Annotated in this window: 16 protein-coding genes; 8 read left to right on the top strand and 8 right to left on the bottom strand. The window is 71.2% G+C overall.

Features of this window, described 5'->3' with window-relative positions; genetic code table 11:
* Positions 1–3: 3 nt before the first annotated feature.
* The 5 genes from acs (at position 4) to ORI94_RS05950 (ending at position 5730) form a co-directional block, all read left to right on the top strand.
* On the top strand, positions 4–1959 hold the full coding sequence (gene acs, locus ORI94_RS05970; RefSeq protein WP_266073126.1) for an acetate--CoA ligase: 1956 nt from the start codon (positions 4–6) through the stop codon (positions 1957–1959).
* A gap of 261 nt (positions 1960–2220) precedes the next feature.
* Positions 2221–3663, top strand: coding sequence for a Na+/H+ antiporter NhaA (gene nhaA, locus ORI94_RS05965; protein ID WP_266073124.1), 1443 nt, complete (start codon positions 2221–2223; stop codon positions 3661–3663).
* A 219-nt stretch (positions 3664–3882) separates the two neighbouring features.
* Complete coding sequence (locus ORI94_RS05960; protein WP_266073122.1) at positions 3883–4371, top strand: phage holin family protein; 489 nt, start codon at positions 3883–3885, stop codon at positions 4369–4371.
* Positions 4368–5318, top strand: coding sequence for an alpha/beta fold hydrolase (locus tag ORI94_RS05955; protein ID WP_266073120.1), 951 nt, complete (start codon positions 4368–4370; stop codon positions 5316–5318). Before ORI94_RS05960 ends, ORI94_RS05955 begins: the two co-directional genes overlap by 4 nt.
* A gap of 223 nt (positions 5319–5541) precedes the next feature.
* Positions 5542–5730: a hypothetical protein gene (locus tag ORI94_RS05950; RefSeq protein WP_266073118.1), complete on the top strand. Its 189-nt coding sequence runs from the start codon at positions 5542–5544 to the stop codon at positions 5728–5730.
* Positions 5731–5832: 102 nt separating this feature from the next.
* Here ORI94_RS05950 and ORI94_RS05945 read toward each other — a convergent pair whose 3' ends face one another.
* The 3 genes from ORI94_RS05945 to nth form a co-directional block, all read right to left on the bottom strand.
* Positions 5833–7032: a MarP family serine protease gene (locus ORI94_RS05945; protein ID WP_266073117.1), complete on the bottom strand. Its 1200-nt coding sequence runs from the start codon at positions 7030–7032 to the stop codon at positions 5833–5835.
* A gap of 117 nt (positions 7033–7149) precedes the next feature.
* Positions 7150–7845, bottom strand: a complete 696-nt coding sequence (locus ORI94_RS05940) for an NUDIX hydrolase (RefSeq protein WP_266073115.1) — start codon at positions 7843–7845, stop codon at positions 7150–7152.
* A gap of 128 nt (positions 7846–7973) precedes the next feature.
* Positions 7974–8915, bottom strand: coding sequence for an endonuclease III (gene nth, locus ORI94_RS05935; RefSeq protein ID WP_416237782.1), 942 nt, complete (start codon positions 8913–8915; stop codon positions 7974–7976).
* A 397-nt stretch (positions 8916–9312) separates the two neighbouring features.
* On the opposite strand from nth, the gene ORI94_RS05930 reads away from it, so the two are divergent.
* Complete coding sequence (locus ORI94_RS05930) at positions 9313–9987, top strand: Crp/Fnr family transcriptional regulator (RefSeq protein ID WP_042163713.1); 675 nt, start codon at positions 9313–9315, stop codon at positions 9985–9987.
* 84 nt (positions 9988–10071) lie between these two features.
* Here the strand turns inward: ORI94_RS05930 and ORI94_RS05925 are convergent, their stop codons facing one another.
* From ORI94_RS05925 to ORI94_RS05910, 4 genes are all read right to left on the bottom strand, one after another.
* A complete protein-coding gene (locus tag ORI94_RS05925; protein ID WP_266073110.1) occupies positions 10072–10902 on the bottom strand; it encodes an MBL fold metallo-hydrolase in 831 nt (276 codons plus the stop codon).
* A complete protein-coding gene (locus ORI94_RS05920) occupies positions 10899–11828 on the bottom strand; it encodes an NUDIX hydrolase (protein WP_266073108.1) in 930 nt (309 codons plus the stop codon). Before ORI94_RS05920 ends, ORI94_RS05925 begins: the two co-directional genes overlap by 4 nt.
* Before the next feature lie 153 nt (positions 11829–11981).
* Entirely contained in the window at positions 11982–12452 is a 471-nt protein-coding gene (locus ORI94_RS05915; RefSeq protein WP_266073106.1) for a RidA family protein, read from the bottom strand.
* On the bottom strand, positions 12449–12610 hold the full coding sequence (locus ORI94_RS05910) for a DUF4177 domain-containing protein (protein WP_019355547.1): 162 nt from the start codon (positions 12608–12610) through the stop codon (positions 12449–12451). Before ORI94_RS05910 ends, ORI94_RS05915 begins: the two co-directional genes overlap by 4 nt.
* 81 nt (positions 12611–12691) lie before the next feature.
* Here ORI94_RS05910 and ORI94_RS05905 point away from each other — a divergent pair, with 81 nt between their 5' ends.
* Both ORI94_RS05905 and ORI94_RS05900 read left to right on the top strand, forming a co-directional pair.
* Complete coding sequence (locus ORI94_RS05905) at positions 12692–13669, top strand: ArsA family ATPase (protein ID WP_266073101.1); 978 nt, start codon at positions 12692–12694, stop codon at positions 13667–13669.
* 94 nt (positions 13670–13763) lie between these two features.
* Positions 13764–15281, top strand: coding sequence for an ArsA family ATPase (locus ORI94_RS05900; RefSeq protein WP_266073100.1), 1518 nt, complete (start codon positions 13764–13766; stop codon positions 15279–15281).
* Positions 15282–15573: 292 nt separating this feature from the next.
* On the opposite strand, the gene wblA is transcribed toward ORI94_RS05900, so the two are convergent.
* Positions 15574–15909, bottom strand: a complete 336-nt coding sequence (gene wblA, locus ORI94_RS05895) for a transcriptional regulator WblA (RefSeq protein ID WP_266073099.1) — start codon at positions 15907–15909, stop codon at positions 15574–15576.
* Between the last annotated feature and the right edge of the window lie 766 nt (positions 15910–16675).

The following is a 16675-nucleotide window of genomic DNA, read 5'->3' as shown; positions in this document are numbered from 1 at the left end:
GCCGTGAGCAACGAAAGCCTGGCCAACCTGCTCAAGGAAGAACGCAGGTTCGCACCCCCCGCCGACCTGGCCGCACACGCCAACGTCACCGCGGAGGCGTACGAACAGGCCAAGGCTGACAGGCTCGGCTTCTGGGCCGAGCAGGCCCGCCGGCTGACCTGGACCAAGGAGCCCACCGAGACCCTCGACTGGTCGAACCCGCCGTTCGCCAAGTGGTTCAAGGACGGCGAGCTGAACGTCGCCTACAACTGCGTGGACCGCCACGTCGAGGCCGGGAACGGCGACCGCGTCGCCATCCACTTCGAGGGCGAGCCCGGCGACGGCCGCGCGATCACCTACGCCCAGCTCAAGGACGAGGTCTCCCAGGCCGCCAACGCCCTGCTGGAGCTGGGCGTACGAAAGGGCGACCGGGTCGCCGTCTACCTGCCGATGATCCCCGAGGCCGCGATCGCGATGCTGGCCTGCGCCCGCATCGGCGCCGCGCACTCCGTCGTCTTCGGCGGCTTCTCGGCCGACGCGCTCGCGACCCGTATCCAGGACGCCGACGCCAAGGTCGTCATCACGGCCGACGGCGGCTACCGGCGCGGCAAGCCGTCCGCACTCAAGCCGGCCGTGGACGAGGCGGTCGGCAAGGCCGGCACCGTCGAGCACGTCCTCGTCGTCCGCCGCACCGGCCAGGACGTCGCCTTCGCCGAGGGCCGCGACGTGTGGTGGCACGACCTGGTGGGGCGCCAGTCCGCCGAGCACACCCCCGAGGCGTTCGAGGCCGAGCACCCGCTGTTCATCCTCTACACCTCCGGCACCACGGGTAAGCCGAAGGGCATCCTGCACACCTCCGGCGGCTACCTCACCCAGACGGCTTACACCCACTGGTCGGTCTTCGACCTCAAGCCGGAGACGGACGTGTTCTGGTGCACGGCCGACGTCGGCTGGGTCACCGGGCACTCGTACATCGTCTACGGGCCGCTCGCCAACGGCGCGACCCAGGTCATGTACGAGGGCACGCCCGACACCCCCCACCAGGGCCGCTTCTGGGAGATCGTGCAGAAGTACGGCGTGACGATCCTCTACACGGCGCCGACCGCGATCCGGACGTTCATGAAGTGGGGCGACGACATCCCCGCGAAGTTCGACCTGTCCTCGCTGCGGGTCCTCGGCTCCGTCGGCGAGCCGATCAACCCCGAGGCCTGGGTCTGGTACCGGAAGAACATCGGCGCGGACCGCACCCCCGTGGTGGACACCTGGTGGCAGACCGAGACCGGCGGAATCATGATCTCGCCGCTGCCGGGCGTGACCGCCGCCAAGCCGGGCTCCGCCCAGACCCCGCTGCCCGGCATCGCCGCGACCGTCGTCGACGACGAGGCGAACGAGGTACCGAACGGCGGCGGTGGCTACCTGGTCCTCACCGAGCCGTGGCCGTCGATGCTGCGCACCATCTGGGGCGACGACCAGCGCTTCCTCGACACGTACTGGTCCCGCTTCGAGGGCAAGTACTTCGCCGGTGACGGCGCCAAGAAGGACGACGACGGCGACATCTGGCTGCTCGGCCGGGTCGACGACGTGATGCTGGTCTCCGGGCACAACATCTCCACCACCGAGGTGGAGTCGGCGCTCGTCTCCCACCCGTCGGTCGCCGAGGCGGCCGTGGTCGGCGCGACCGACGAGACGACCGGGCAGGCCATCGTCGCCTTCGTCATCCTGCGCGGCACGGCCTCCGAGACCGAGGACCTGGTCGCCGAGCTGCGCGCGCACGTGGGTTCCGCGCTGGGACCGATCGCCAAGCCCCAGCGCATCCTGCCGGTGAACGAGCTGCCGAAGACCCGTTCCGGCAAGATCATGCGCCGCCTGCTGCGGGACGTCGCCGAGAACCGCGAGCTCGGGGACGTGACGACGCTGACCGACGCCACGGTCATGAACCTGATCCAGGCGAAGCTGCCCCAGTCGTCCAGCGAGGACTGACACCAGGGCGGGTTCCCTCTCGGAACCGTCGGTCACGGCCCGCCCGCCCGCGGGCCACGGAGCAACCCGGCGCCGCGTGGGCGCCGGGTTGCTCCGTGACATCCGTCACCGAAAGCTGTCGGTGCAGCAGCCAAGCACGTTGGTTACAGTGACCATGAAAGGTGGCCACAACAGGCCACCCGAGCAAACGTCGTCTCATGGAGCGCCGGGAAGTCTGGTCGGCACGCGATTCGTGCTGCCCGCCTACCAGAGGATCACCCTGTGCCCGCACCCCGCACCCCCACACCCACCCCGCCCAAGGCTTTCGGCCGCCTCTCCCTGCCTGAGCGGAACTACGTCGCGGACGCGCTGCGCACCGAGACCGTCGGCGGCGTGCTGCTGCTCATCGCCGCGGTCACCGCGCTGATATGGGCGAACGTACCCGCCCTGCAGGACAGCTACGAGAGCGTCAGCGACTTCCACTTCGGGCCCGCGACCCTCGGCCTGGACCTGTCCGTCGCGCACTGGGCCGCCGACGGACTGCTCGCGATCTTCTTCTTCGTGGCCGGAATCGAACTCAAACGCGAACTCGTCGCCGGTGATCTGCGCGATCCCCGGGCCGCCGCGCTCCCCGTCGTCGCCGCCCTGTGCGGCATGGTCGTACCGGCCCTCGTCTACGCGCTCACCAACGGCATCGGCGGCGGTTCGCTGGCCGGCTGGGCCGTTCCCACCGCCACCGACATCGCCTTCGCGCTCGCCGTGCTCGCCGTCATCGGCACGTCCCTGCCGAGCGCGCTGCGCGCCTTCCTGTTGACCCTCGCGGTCGTCGACGACCTCTTCGCGATCCTGATCATCGCGGTCTTCTTCACCAGCGACCTCGATTTCCTCGCGCTCGGCGGCGCCGTGGTGGGCCTGGCCGCCTTCTGGCTGCTGCTGCGCAAGGGCATACGCGGCTGGTACGTGTACGTGCCGCTCGCCCTGGCCATCTGGGGCCTGATGTACAACAGCGGGATCCACGCCACCATCGCCGGTGTCGCGATGGGCCTGATGCTGCGCTGTCACCGCCACGAGGACGAGAAGCAGTCCCCCGGTGAGCACATAGAGCACTTGGTCCGGCCCATCTCCTCGGGTCTCGCGGTTCCGCTGTTCGCCCTGTTCAGCGCGGGGGTCACGGTCTCCGGCGGCGCGCTCGGGGAGGTGTTCACCACGCCCGAGACGCTCGGTGTGGTCCTCGGCCTCGTCGTCGGCAAGACGGTCGGCATCTTCGGCGGCACGTGGCTGACCACCCGCTTCACCAGGGCCTCGCTCAGCGACGACCTCGCCTGGGCGGACATCCTGGCGGTGTCGGCCCTCGCCGGGATCGGGTTCACCGTCTCCCTGCTCATCGGGGAGCTCGCCTTCGAGGGCGACGCCCTGATGTCGGACAGCGTCAAGGCCTCCGTGCTGGTCGGTTCGCTGGTCGCGACAGTCCTCGCGACCGTGCTGCTGAAGATCCAGAACGCCAAGTACCGCAAGCTGACCGAGGACGAGGAACGCGACGACGACCTCAGCGGCGTCCCGGACATCTACGAGGAGGACGACCCGGCGTACCACCTGCGCATGGCGGAGATATGCGAGAAGAAGGCCGCCGAGCACCGGCGGATCGCGCGGGAGAAGGCCGAGGAACAGAACGGGCTTGCCGACGTACCGGGCGGGGCAGGCGAGGACCACGACGGTCCGGCATGATCTGACGGGACAGTACGAAGTCAGGACGGTCGAACGCCCCCGTCGGACGCCCGCACCCGCCCCCGCCGCACCCGCAGCCCTCACCACGGCCGCCACCACAACGGGACACACGCGGTCGGGCGCAGGTGGTGGGCGGACGAGGGCCGTCGGGCGGCAGACTGAGCCTTACCCAGAGGTACGCAGAGGCACCCAGGACGAAAGAAGAAGAGGGAGACCGCGATGAGCGCACCCGACGGCAGCCCGGTCGGCGCCGAACACAGCATCGGCCAGTTGTTCGCCTCGGCGACGGAGAACATGTCCGCGCTGGTGCACGACGAGATCGCGCTGGCGAAAGCACAGCTCAAGCGGGATGTGCAGCGGGGCGCGACGAGCGGCGGGCTGTTCACCCTGGCCGGCCTCGTGCTGCTCTTCTCCCTGCCGATGCTGAGCTTCGCCCTGGCCTACGGCATCCACACCTGGAGCGACTGGAACCTCGCCGTCTGCTTCCTGCTGTCCTTCGCGGCGAACGTGCTGCTCGCGCTCCTCCTGGCCCTGATCGGGGTGGTCTTCGCGAAGAAGGCGAAGAAGGGCCGCGGTCCGCAGAAGGTCGCCGCCTCGATGAAGGAGACGGCGGTCGTGCTGCAGAAGGCCAAGCCGCACCCGCGTCCCGAACTCCCCAAGGACCGGGTCCCCGAGGCGATCGAAGCTGTGGCACGCTCATCCTCATGACGGACCCCGCCACTCCTTCGGCGCAACCCCTCTCGGCCGTACGCCTCGACATCCCGGGCGGTGCCGAGGTGACCCACCGGGACGTCGCCGCCAACGGCGCGCGCTTCCACATCGCCGAACTCGGCGACGGGCCGCTGGTGCTGCTGCTGCACGGTTTCCCGCAGTTCTGGTGGACCTGGCGGCACCAGCTGACGGCGCTCGCCGACGCCGGGTTCCGCGCGGTCGCCATGGACCTGCGGGGCGTCGGCGGCAGCGACCGCACACCGCGCGGTTACGACCCGGCCAACCTCGCGCTGGACGTCACCGGTGTGATCCGTTCCCTCGGCGAGCCGGACGCCGCGCTGGTCGGGCACGACCTGGGCGGATACCTGGCCTGGACGGCGGCGGCGATGCGCCCCAAGCTCGTACGGCGGCTCGCGGTGTCGTCCATGCCGCATCCGCGGCGCTGGCGGGCGGCCATGGTCGCCGACGTGCGGCAGTCGTCCGCCATGTCGCACATCTGGGGGTTCCAGCGGCCCTGGATCCCGGAGCGGCGGCTCACCGCCGACGGGGGGGCGCTGGTGGCCAGGCTGATCCGGGACTGGTCCGGTCCCTGCCCGCCCGAGGAGAAGGCGCTGGAGCACTACCGACGGGCCATGTGCATCCCCTCCACGGCGCACTGCTCGATCGAGCCGTACCGCTGGATGGTGCGGTCCCTGGCCCGGCCGGACGGCATCCAGTTCAACCGCCGGATGAAGCGGCCGGTGCGGGTGCCGACGCTGCATCTGCACGGCTCGCTCGACCCCGTGGTGGGTGCCCGCAACGCCGCCGGGTCCGGGGAGTACGTCGAAGCGCCCTACCGCTGGCGGCTGTTCGACGGGCTCGGGCACTTCCCGCACGAGGAGGACCCGGCCGCGTTCTCCTCCGAGCTGGTCAACTGGCTGAAGGACCCGGAACCCGACCGCTGACAACCGGCCGAGGCGGCGGCTTCCGATGCCTCTCCCGCCCTTCCGCTCCGCGCTTCTCGGCACCCCTCAGCACTGCTCCGTGCTCTTCCGCCCCCTTCCGGTACACAGATCCGACCACCGGAACTGAACACCTGTCCTACGAAAGGCCATTTGCCTGGCGCATAGGCCAATTGGCCCCCCTCCAGGCGGTTATAGACCATGTGGTGGGGGCAGGGGTCGGAGTATGGGCTGGACGCACGACCACAGTGACGCAGGCCGCGACCGCCGCTCGGCGGCCGGCAGGGGATCCCACCAGCAAGGCGGTGCACCGCAGATGGCAGGTACGGATCTCCGGGTCGGGATTCCGCATATCCTCCGCCGCCGGGCCCGCTGGGTCTCGGTACGGCTCCGTCACCATCACCCTCGCGGCTGACGACGGGCGTACGGCCGAACGTGCCGCGGGCCGTTTTCCCGGCCGTACGCCCGTCCGCGGCGTTCCCCGCCGTACGCCCCTCCGCGGCAGCTCTCCCGCGGCTCAGAGTGCGCAGCTGTCGCTGTCCACCTGCTGGGTCGCGGAACGGCCCTTGACGATGTCCTCCTGGATCTCGTCCACGGTGAGCGCGTACCCCGTCTCGGCGTCATCGAGGGACTTGGCGAACACCACGCCGTAGACCTGGCCCTCGGGGGTCAGCAGCGGGCCGCCGGAGTTGCCCTGCCGGACCGTCGCGTACAGGGAGTAGACGTCACGGCGGACGGTGCCCCGGTGGTAGATGTCCGGGCCGTTGGCCGTGATGCGCCCGCGCAGCCGCGCGGACCGGACGTCGTACGCGCCGTTCTCCGGGAAGCCTGCGACGATCGCGCTGTCGCCGCTGCTCGCGTCCTCGGTGGTGAACCGCAGCGCGGGCGCCTCCAGGTCCGGGACGTCGAGGACCGCGATGTCGCGTTTCCAGTCGTAGAGGACGACCGTCGCGTCGTACTTCCTGCCCTCGCCGCCTATCTGCACGGTCGGCTCGTCGACGCCGCCCACGACATGCGCGTTGGTCATGACGCGGCGCTCGGAGAACACGAAGCCGGTGCCTTCGAGGACCTTGCCGCACTGCGGGGCGGTGCCCGTGACCTTGACGATGGACCGCTGCGCCCGCCCGGCCACGGGGCTGCCGGCCAGGGCGGGGTCGGGGGGCTGGACGTTGGTGATCGGCTCGTTCGCGAACGGGCTGAAGACCTGGGGGAAACCGTTCTGCGCGAGGACGGAGGAGAAGTCGGCGAACCAGGTGTCGGCCCGGTCGGGCAGTGCCCGGGAGACGCCGGTCAGCACCTTGGACTGGCGGACCTCCTTGCCGAGGGTCGGAAGGGTCGTGCCCGCGAGGGCGGAACCGATCAGCCAGGCGACCAGGAGCATCGCGACGACGTTGACCAGGGCGCCTCCGGTGGCGTCGAGCGCGCGGGCCGGGGACCATGTGATGTGACGGCGCAGCTTGTTGCCGAGGTGCGTGGTCAGGGCCTGGCCGACGGAGGCGCAGACTATGACGACGACGACCGCGACCACAGCGGCGGCCGTGCCGACCTCCGCGTTGTCCGTCATGAGGTCCCAGATGACGGGGAGGATGTAGACGGCGACGAGACCGCCGCCCAGGAACCCGATCACCGACAGGATGCCGACGACGAACCCCTGGCGGTAGCCGACGACCGCGAACCACACGGCGGTGACCAGCAACAGGATGTCCAGCACGTTCACCGCGTTTTGCCTCGCCTCGTCGTTCCGGTCGTCCTTACCGGGCCGGAGTCCGGGGGCACACGGCATGAACCGCCGTCGTCACGAGCCCCCGTACCGCACGGCACCGCGCCCACCCTGTCATGACCGCCAGTCCAGCGGGACCTGCTTCTCCCGGTCCCAGGGGCGCTCCCACCCCGTGTAGTGGAGCAGCCGGTCGATGATCCCGGCCGTGAAACCCCACACGACGGCCGATTCGACCAGGAATGCCGGACCCCGGTGGCCACTGGGGTGGACGGTGGTCGTCCGGTTGTCCGGATTGGTGAGATCCGCCACGGGAACGGTGAAGACGCGCGCGGTCTCGTTCGGATCGACGACACCGACCGGGCTGGGGGTCCGCCACCAGCCCAGGACCGGCGTGACGACGAAGCTGCTGACGGGGATGTAGAGCTTCGGCAGCGCTCCGAAGAGCTGGACGCCGTCGGGATCGAGCCCCGTCTCCTCCTCGGCCTCGCGCAGCGCGGCCCGCAGCGGCCCGTCGGCCAGCGGGTCGCCGTCCTCGGGGTCGAGCGTGCCGCCGGGGAAGGCAGGCTGTCCGGCATGCGAGCGCAGCGCGGCCGACCGCTCCATGAGCAGCAGCTCCGGGCCGCGCTCACCGTCGCCGAACAGGACGAGGACGGCGGCCTGGCGGCCCGCGCCGTCCGCCGGGGGCAGGAAGCGGCTCAACTCGTTCGGTGCGACCGTCTCCGCGACCCGGACCACGGGGTCCAGCCAGGAGGGCAGGCCCTCCGTATTGAGCGTCACCCGGCCGCCCCGGGGGTCGGTCACCCGTGTCATCGCCACCTCTGCCGCCCTCGCCCCACCGCTCCCCTGCCCCGTTCGTTCAACGCCCGCCGGTCCCTGGATCGTTCCACCGAGGCCCGCCGTGTATGCCCCCGTCATGCGGTTCAGGCGGCCCAGGCGACTCACCCGGCACCCAGCGGCGGGGCCGGCCGGCCGCCCGCGTCCAGGTAGGCCTGCGGGGGGTTCAGGCGCTGGCCCGGGAAGCCGCCCTTCTCGTACTTCAGCAGCTTCCGCGCCTTGTCGGGGTCGGTCTCGCCCTCGCCGTACGCCGGGCAGAGCGGGGCGACGGGGCAGGCGCCGCACGCGGGTCTACGGGCGTGACAGATGCGGCGGCCGTGCCAGATCACGTGGTGCGAGAGGTCGGTCCATCCGCTCTTCGGGAAGAGTGCGCCGACGGCCGCCTCGATCTTGTCGGGGTCGGTCTCCTCGGTCCACTTCCAGCGCCGCACCAGACGCTGGAAGTGCGTGTCCACGGTGATGCCGGGCCGGCCGAAGGCATTGCCGAGCACGACGAAGGCCGTCTTGCGGCCCACACCGGGCAACTTGACGAGATCCTCGAGCCGGCCCGGCACCTCGCCGCCGAAATCCTCCGTCAGCGCCTTCGAAAGGCCTATCACCGACTTGGTCTTGGCCCGGAAGAAACCGGTGGGGCGCAGGATCTCCTCCACCTCCTCCGGGTTGGCGGCGGCCAGGTCCTCGGGGGTGGGGTATTTCGCGAAGAGGGCGGGGGTCGTCTGGTTGACGCGCAGGTCGGTGGTCTGGGCCGACAGGACCGTGGCGACCACGAGTTGGAAGGGGTTCTCGAAATCCAGCTCGGGGTGGGCGTACGGGAAGACCTCGGCGAGCTCCCGGTTGATCCGCCGGGCGCGGCGGACGAGGGCGATGCGCGACTCCGTCTTGGGCGGCTTGGCCGCCCTGCCGGCGTCCGCGGGCTTCGACGGGCTCACCGGCTTCGCCGAATCCGCCCCGACCGCGCGGCTCGCACTCGCACTCGCACTCGAGGCCGCACTCGAGGCCGCGTCCGAGGCGGGGTTCGAGTTGCCGTCCAGGGTCGGGGCCGACATCGGATCCGAGGTCGTGCTCCCGGTCGTACTCGCGGTCGATTTCTTCTTCACCGGCGCCTTCTTTGTCGGTTTCGCCGTTTCCCTGCCGCCATCCGAGCCCTGTTCGCCCACGGCGGAATCCCGGTGCGCCGCCGCCCGAACAGTCCCTTGGGCGTGCTCTCCCACTGGCTCTCCCACCGGCGATGTGGACACCCGGCCAGCCTACGGCTCGGCACTGACATCCGTCCCGGCCCCTGGAGACCGGCCCCCAATTGGACCCCTGCCGCTTACCCCGGCAGGCCTGTGCGGCATCCTTGTGACAGATCACACTGTTTGGACTGTCCGGCAAAATGGGCACTTCGGTCCCCTGGTACGTGGGGATCAGGATCCCCTGAGCAGGTCGACAAGGAGAGAACACGTGGACGACGTTCTGCGGCGGAACCCGCTCTTCGCGGCGCTCGACGACGAGCAGGCCGCGGAGCTTCGCGCCTCGCTGAGCGAGGTGACCCTCGCACGGGGCGACTCCCTGTTCCACGAGGGCGACCCGGGAGACCGGCTCTACGTGGTCACCGAGGGCAAGGTCAAGCTCCACCGCACCTCCCCCGACGGCCGCGAGAACATGCTGGCCGTCGTCGGACCCAGCGAGCTCATCGGTGAGCTGTCGCTCTTCGACCCGGGTCCGCGCACCGCGACCGCCACGGCACTGACCGAGGTCAAGCTGCTCGCCCTCGGCCACGGCGACCTCCAGCCCTGGCTGAACGCCCGCCCCGAGGTCGCCACCGCGCTGCTGCGGGCCGTCGCGCGCAGGCTGCGCAAGACCAACGACGCCATGTCGGACCTCGTCTTCTCCGATGTTCCGGGTCGGGTCGCCCGTGCCCTGCTGGACCTCTCCCGCCGCTTCGGCGTGCAGTCCGAGGAGGGCATCCACGTCGTCCACGACCTCACGCAGGAGGAGCTGGCCCAGCTGGTCGGCGCGTCCCGCGAGACGGTCAACAAGGCCCTGGCGGACTTCGCCCAGCGCGGCTGGCTCCGCCTGGAGGCCCGCGCGGTGATCCTCCTGGACGTCGAACGCCTCGCGAAGCGGTCCCGCTGACCCCGCTGTCCTGACCTCACCCCGGCCCGGCCCTCCGGAGCCCCGGAGGGCCGGGGCCCCGGGGGCCCCGGGGCCTGCCCGGCCCTAGATGAGCCCGTGCTCCCGCAGGTACTCCAGCTGCGCGCGGACCGACAGCTCCGCGGCCGGCCACAGGGAACGGTCCACGTCGGCGTAGACGTGGGCGACGACCTCGGACGGGCTGCGGTGGCCGTTCTCCACGGCCGTCTCCACCTGGGCCAGGCGGTGCGCGCGGTGCGCCAGGTAGTACTCGACGGCGCCCTGGGCGTCCTCCAGTACGGGGCCGTGGCCCGGCAGGACCGTGTGGACGCCGTCGTCGACCGTGAGCGAGCGCAGACGGCGCAGCGTGTCCAGATAGTCGCCGAGGCGGCCGTCGGGGTGGGCCACGACGGTCGTACCGCGCCCCAGGACCGTGTCGCCGGTGAGGACCGCACCGTCGGCCGGCAGGTGGAAGGCCAGCGAGTCGGCGGTGTGGCCGGGGGCGGGGACGATCCGCAGTTCCAGGCCGTCCACGGTGACCACGTCCCCGCCGGACAGTCCCTCGTCCCCCAGGCGCAGCTCCGGGTCCAGTGCCCGTACGTTCGTGCCGGTCAGCTCGGCGAAACGGGCGGCGCCCTCGGAGTGGTCCGGGTGACCGTGCGTCAGCAGGGTGAGGGCGACGCGGGTGCCGGCCCGCTCGGCGGTGTCGACGACGTTGCGCAGATGTCCCTCGTCCAGCGGACCCGGGTCGATCACGACCGCCCGCGCGGAGCCGGGTTCCGACAGGATCCACGTGTTGGTGCCGTCCAGGGTCATCGCCGAGGCGTTCGGCGCCAGGACGTTGACCGCCCGCGCGGTGGCGGGTCCGGAGAGGACTCCTCCGCGCGGTTGGCCGGGAAGGGCTGCCGCGTCCGTCATGCGAGGGCTCCACCGTTCGGGATGTGCCGGGTGAACTCGTCGTGCCCCGGCCAGGACAGTACGACCTCGCCCTCGTCCAGCCGCGCGGTGGCCAGCACCGGCGTGAGGTCACGCGCGGTTGCCGCCTCGAGCGCCTGTGCCGCCGCCGTGTACGCCGTCAGCTGGCGCAGGGTCGCGATGGTCGGCGGCATCATCAGCAGCTCGCCCCGGTCGTACGCGGCGGCCGCCTCGGCCGGGGCGATCCACACCGTACGGTCGGCCTCCGTGGAGGCGTTCCGGGTGCGCTGTCCCTCGGGGAGGGCGGCGACGAAGAACCAGGTGTCGTAGCGGCGGGGCTCGAACTCCGGGGTGATCCACCGGGTCCACCCGCCGAGCAGGTCCGAGCGCAGGACCAGCCCCCGGCGGTCGAGGAACTCCGCGAAGGACGTCTCCCGCGCGACGAGGGCCGCGCGGTCCGCCTCCCAGTCCGGGCCCGTGGTGTCGCCGACCACGGAGTCGGGCGCAGGGCCCGCGAGCAGCACGCCGGCTTCCTCGTACGTCTCGCGCACCGCGGCGCAGACGATCGCCTGGGCCGCCGTTTCGCCGACGCCGAGCCTGTCCGCCCACCACGCGCGCGGGGGGCCCGCCCAGCGGACGTGAAGATCGTCGTCGCGCGGGTCGACCCCACCGCCGGGATAGGCGTAGGCGCCCCCGGCGAAGGCCATGGAGGCGCGTCGGCGCAGCATGTGGACGGCGTAGCCGTTGCCGGTGTCCTTCAGGAGCATGACGGTGGCCGCGCGCTTCGGTGCGACCGGGACGAGGGTCCCGGTCGCGAGCGCGCGGATACGCTCCGGCCATTCCGGCGGATACCACTGTCCGCCGGTCCGACCACCCGCCCGGCCACCCGACTGGCCCCCGGCCCGCCCATCAGCCTGCGCATTCGCCATGGCCGGAGGCTATCCCGCGACGGGCCGATGTTCGAGGGGGAGCGAGGAGCGGGGAGCAGCGAGGAGCGGGAGCAGCGAGGAGCGGGGAGAAGCACCCGCCCGCCCCCGTAAGCCGCCCCGTAGCCGCCCCCGTCGGTCCGCGGTCCTTCTCCGTCAGTCCGTCTCGGTCAGTTCCACCTGGATCTCGACCTCCACGGGCGCGTCCAGCGGCAGTACCGCGACGCCCACCGCGCTGCGGGCGTGGACGCCCTTGTCGCCGAGGACGTCGACCAGCAGCTCGCTCGCGCCGTTGAGGACGCCCGGCTGGCCCGTGAAGTCCGCGGCCGAGGCCACGAACCCGGTGACCTTCACCACGCGCGCGACGCGGTCCAGGTCGCCGGCGACGGACTTCACGGCGGCGAGGGCGTTCAGCGCACAGGTGCGCGCCAGTTCCTTCGCCTCCTCCGCCGTGACCTCGGCGCCGACCTTGCCGGTCAGCGAGAGCGCGCCGTCCACCATGGGCAGCTGGCCGGCGGTGTGGACGTACCGGCCGGACAGCACGGCCGGACGGTACGCGGCCAGCGGCGCGGCGACCTCGGGCAGCCTCAGCCCGAGCTCGGCCAGCTTCGCCTCGACCGCACTCACGCCTGCTTCTCCCGCTTCAGGTAGGCCACCAGCTGCTCGGGGTTGTTCGGGCCGGGAACGACCTGTACGAGCTCCCAGCCGTCCTCGCCCCAGGTGTCCAGAATCTGCTTCGTGGCGTGGACCAGCAGCGGAACCGTGGAGTACTCCCATTTCGTCATGTGGCGACTCTAGCGGCTGCATTCCGGGGAGATCCCACCCGGATCCACCGGGACGCGCGGGGAGGAATTAGGCTCAAAGGCGTGAGCAGGCTTCAGGTCGTCAGTGGCAAGGGCGGAACCGGCAAGACCACGGTGGCCGCGGCCCTCGCGCTGGCTCTGGCCACGGAGGGGAAGCGGACGCTTCTCGTCGAGGTCGAGGGCCGCCAGGGAATCGCACAGGTTTTCGAGACGGAGGCGCTGCCGTACGAAGAACGGAAGATCGCCGTCGCTCCCGGGGGCGGGGAGGTGCACGCCCTCGCCATCGACGCGGAGCGGGCGCTTCTGGACTACCTCCAGATGTTCTACAAGCTGGGCGGCGCCGGGCGTGCCCTGAAGAAGCTCGGCGCGATCGACTTCGCGACCACCATCGCGCCGGGCGTACGGGACGTCCTGCTGACCGGCAAGGCGTGCGAGGCGGTACGGCGCAAGGACAGGAGAGGGCGGTTCGTCTACGACTACGTCGTGATGGACGCCCCGCCGACCGGGCGCATCACCCGCTTCCTCAACGTCAACGACGAGGTCGCGGGCCTCGCCAGGATCGGCCCGATACACCATCAGGCACAGGCCGTGATGCGGGTGCTGAAGTCGCCGGAGACGGCGGTGCACCTGGTCACGCTGCTGGAGGAGATGCCGGTCCAGGAGACCGTGGACGGCATCGCCGAGCTACGGGCGGCCCGGCTGCCGGTGGGGCGGGTCGTCGTCAACATGGTGCGCCCGGAACTGCTGGACGCGTCCGATCTGGAACTCGTGGGGACGGTCACGCGTTCCTCCGTGGCGCGGTCGTTGTCCTCCGCCGGTCTCGGTGGCGCACGGCGCGGCGGCCACGCCGAGCGGCTGGTGGACCCCCTGCTCGCGCAGGCGCAGGAGTACGCCGAGCGGTACGCGCTGGAGGCCGAGCAGCGCGCCGCGCTGGCCGAGGTGGAGCTGCCCCGGCACGAGCTGCCGCTGCTCGCGGAGGGCATGGACCTGGCCGGCCTGTACGAGCTGGCCGAGGAACTCCGCGCCCAGGGTGTGTCATGACCGGCAAGAACCCGCCCGCCGAAGCCGCGCCCCGTACGGGCGTGCCCGTCACCGACCGGCAACCGAACCGGAAGCATCGGAAGCAGGGAGTGTCATGAGTCGTCGTCCGGAACCGGCGCAGTCGCCCGGCCCGTCCCTCTCGGGGGGCTCCGCCGACACGGTCCACCCGGGTGGTCCCGCCCACTCGGGCGACTCGGCCCGCCACCACCTCTCCTCTGTGGCCTCGCTCGACATCGACCCGCTGATCGAGGACCGCGGCACCCGGATCGTGGTGTGCTGCGGTTCGGGCGGGGTGGGCAAGACGACCACCGCGGCGGCGCTGGGTCTGCGCGCGGCCGAGCGGGGACGCAAGGTGGTCGTCCTCACCATCGACCCGGCCCGCAGACTGGCCCAGTCCATGGGCATCGACTCGCTCGACAACGTCCCCCGCCGGGTGAAGGGCATCGACGACTCCGCGGGCGGCGAACTGCACGCGATGATGCTCGACATGAAGCGCACGTTCGACGAGATCGTCGAGGCGCACGCGGACCCCGAGCGGGCCTCGGCGATTCTGCGGAACCCCTTCTACCAGTCGCTCTCGGCGGGCTTCGCGGGCACGCAGGAGTACATGGCGATGGAGAAGCTGGGGCAGCTGCGGGCCCGGGACGAGTGGGACCTCATCGTCGTCGACACCCCGCCGTCCCGGTCCGCGCTGGACTTCCTGGACGCGCCGAAGCGGCTCGGTTCCTTCCTCGACGGCAAGCTCATCCGCGTACTGCTGACCCCGGCGAAGGTCGGCGGCCGGGCGGGGATGAAGTTCCTGAACGTCGGGATGTCCATGATGACCGGCGTCCTGGGGAAGGTGCTCGGGGGCCAGCTGCTGGGCGACGTGCAGACGTTCGTGGCGGCGATGGACTCCATGTTCGGCGGGTTCCGTACCCGCGCGGACGCCACGTTCAAGCTGCTCCAGGCACCCGGGACCGCGTTCCTGGTGGTCGCGGCCCCGGAGCGGGACGCGCTGCGCGAGGCCGCGTACTTCGTGGAACGGCTGGCCGCCGAGGACATGCCGCTGGCCGGCCTGGTCCTCAACCGGGTGCACGGCAGCGACGCCGACCGGCTGTCGGCCGAGCGGGCACTCGCCGCCGCAGAAAATCTTGAGGACTCCCGCATTGTGGATCAGGAGGACGGGAAAGCTGGACTTCGTAACTCACCCGACCCATACGAGAGTTCGGCCGATCCCGCTGCGGACACTCCCACTCCGGAGGCACCCGGGGCCCTTGACACGCCCAAGACACCCACACCCGTCTCTCCCGGCACCCCGGCACAGGACGACGTCCCCGACGGAGGCTCCCCCGCCACCGTGGACGACACCGGCGCCGGCGGGGCGGACGAGGCGGACGCGGAACGGTCCGTCGGCCAGCTCACCGCGGGCCTGTTGAGGCTGCACGCCGAGCGGATGCGGCTGCTCTCACGCGAGCAGCGCACACGGGACCGCTTCACCGCGCTCCATCCCGAGGTGGCGGTGACGGAAGTGGCCGCGCTGCCCGGCGACGTGCACGACCTCGCGGGGCTGCGGGACATCGGCGACCGGCTCGCGGCCAACCGGCCGGAGCTGCCCGGGGCGAGCGCCTGACACACGTCGGCACGCCCTGACGGCGGCGCCGCGCCCCGTCACCGGATCAGCCGGAACACCACTGGGCCCCCTGCCCCGAGACGCGCCCCCATCCCCCTGACGGACGGGTCCACGGGTCCACGGGTCCGCACCGACGGCCCCGCCGTGACGCGCAGCCGAGCACTGACCGCCCGCCGAACACTGTCCGCCCGCCGAGCGCCGCCCGCACGGACTCCTGCCCCGCGCGGAGTCTGCTCGTCCGGAATCCTGCCCGCTGTGCTCCCGCGCAGAGGCCAAGGTCCCCCGAGAGCCCTCAGCCCACCGCGGCAAGGTTCGCGTACACCTCGTCGTCGAGGGGGACGATGCCCGTCCCCTGCTCGTACTCCGTGCGCGCGGTCTCCAGCAGCCGGCGCCAGGACGTCACCGTGGGCCGCCGGCGCAGCAGTGCGCGGCGTTCACGTTCCGTCATCCCTCCCCATACGCCGAACTCGACGCGGTTGTCGAGCGCGTCGGCCAGGCACTCCGTGCGTACCGGACATCCGGTGCACACCGCCTTGGCCCTGTTCTGCGCTGCTCCTTGAACGAACAGTTCATCCGGATCAGTAGTGCGACAGGCAGCCTGCGCACTCCAGTCGGTAACCCAGCCCATACCGGCGCCGTCCTCTCCCGAATCGAGGCTCCCCCACGGCGGCAGCGGCATATTCACCGCCGCCAGTTGAGGACGTTACGGAAGGTGGGCACGGCGCAACACCCCCAGCGGGCCCAATCTTGAATGGCCCGAACGGACTATGGGTAAGCGGCAGATCACCCGGGGGAGTGAGCTGACGACATGCGCGACAATCCCGACGTTTCGGGTCGTTTCACTTGCGCCACAACGGACACCATGTGACACGGAAGGCGGATCCGGACACGCACCCAACACGCCCCGACGAAAAAAGCCGGAGGGATCCGGAACGATTCGGGGTCGCCGGACGTATTGATACGTGACCTCAGTGCTGTGACAGTTGTGAGCAGCTTAGGCCAAGGCCTGTACGCCTGTCCGGCGAACGAGAACGTAGCCACCTCACGTTGCTGTGCCGTCAAGTCTTCGGGATGAGTCCTGGGATTGACGACGCCGGACGGCACCAGGTCCCAGCCGAGGCCTCATGGGCCAGGCAGGCTTCAGGAATCCGTCCGGGGCCGACGAGGGTGGTGGCGGTCACGCGAGCGCCGGGCGACGCACGGTCTGCAGCTGGGCATCGAGGTTCGGCGGTCGTGAGGCATCCGTCCGACGCCCACGCGACCGCCACCACCATTCGCACCAGATCGCGCACCGGTCTCCGTTGAGGCCTCGACGGCCCGGCTGCACCTGGATGTCACGGTCTGGTACTCGAACGCTCCGAGAGGCCCCTGCTCCTGCGGAACGCCGCTCACTA

The organism is Streptomyces sp. NEAU-W12 (genome assembly GCF_026242095.1).
Taxonomy (GTDB): Bacteria; Actinomycetota; Actinomycetes; order Streptomycetales; family Streptomycetaceae; genus Streptomyces.
The sequence above is the reverse complement of the archived record's forward strand: the minus strand, read 5'-3'. Positions and strand labels throughout refer to the sequence as shown.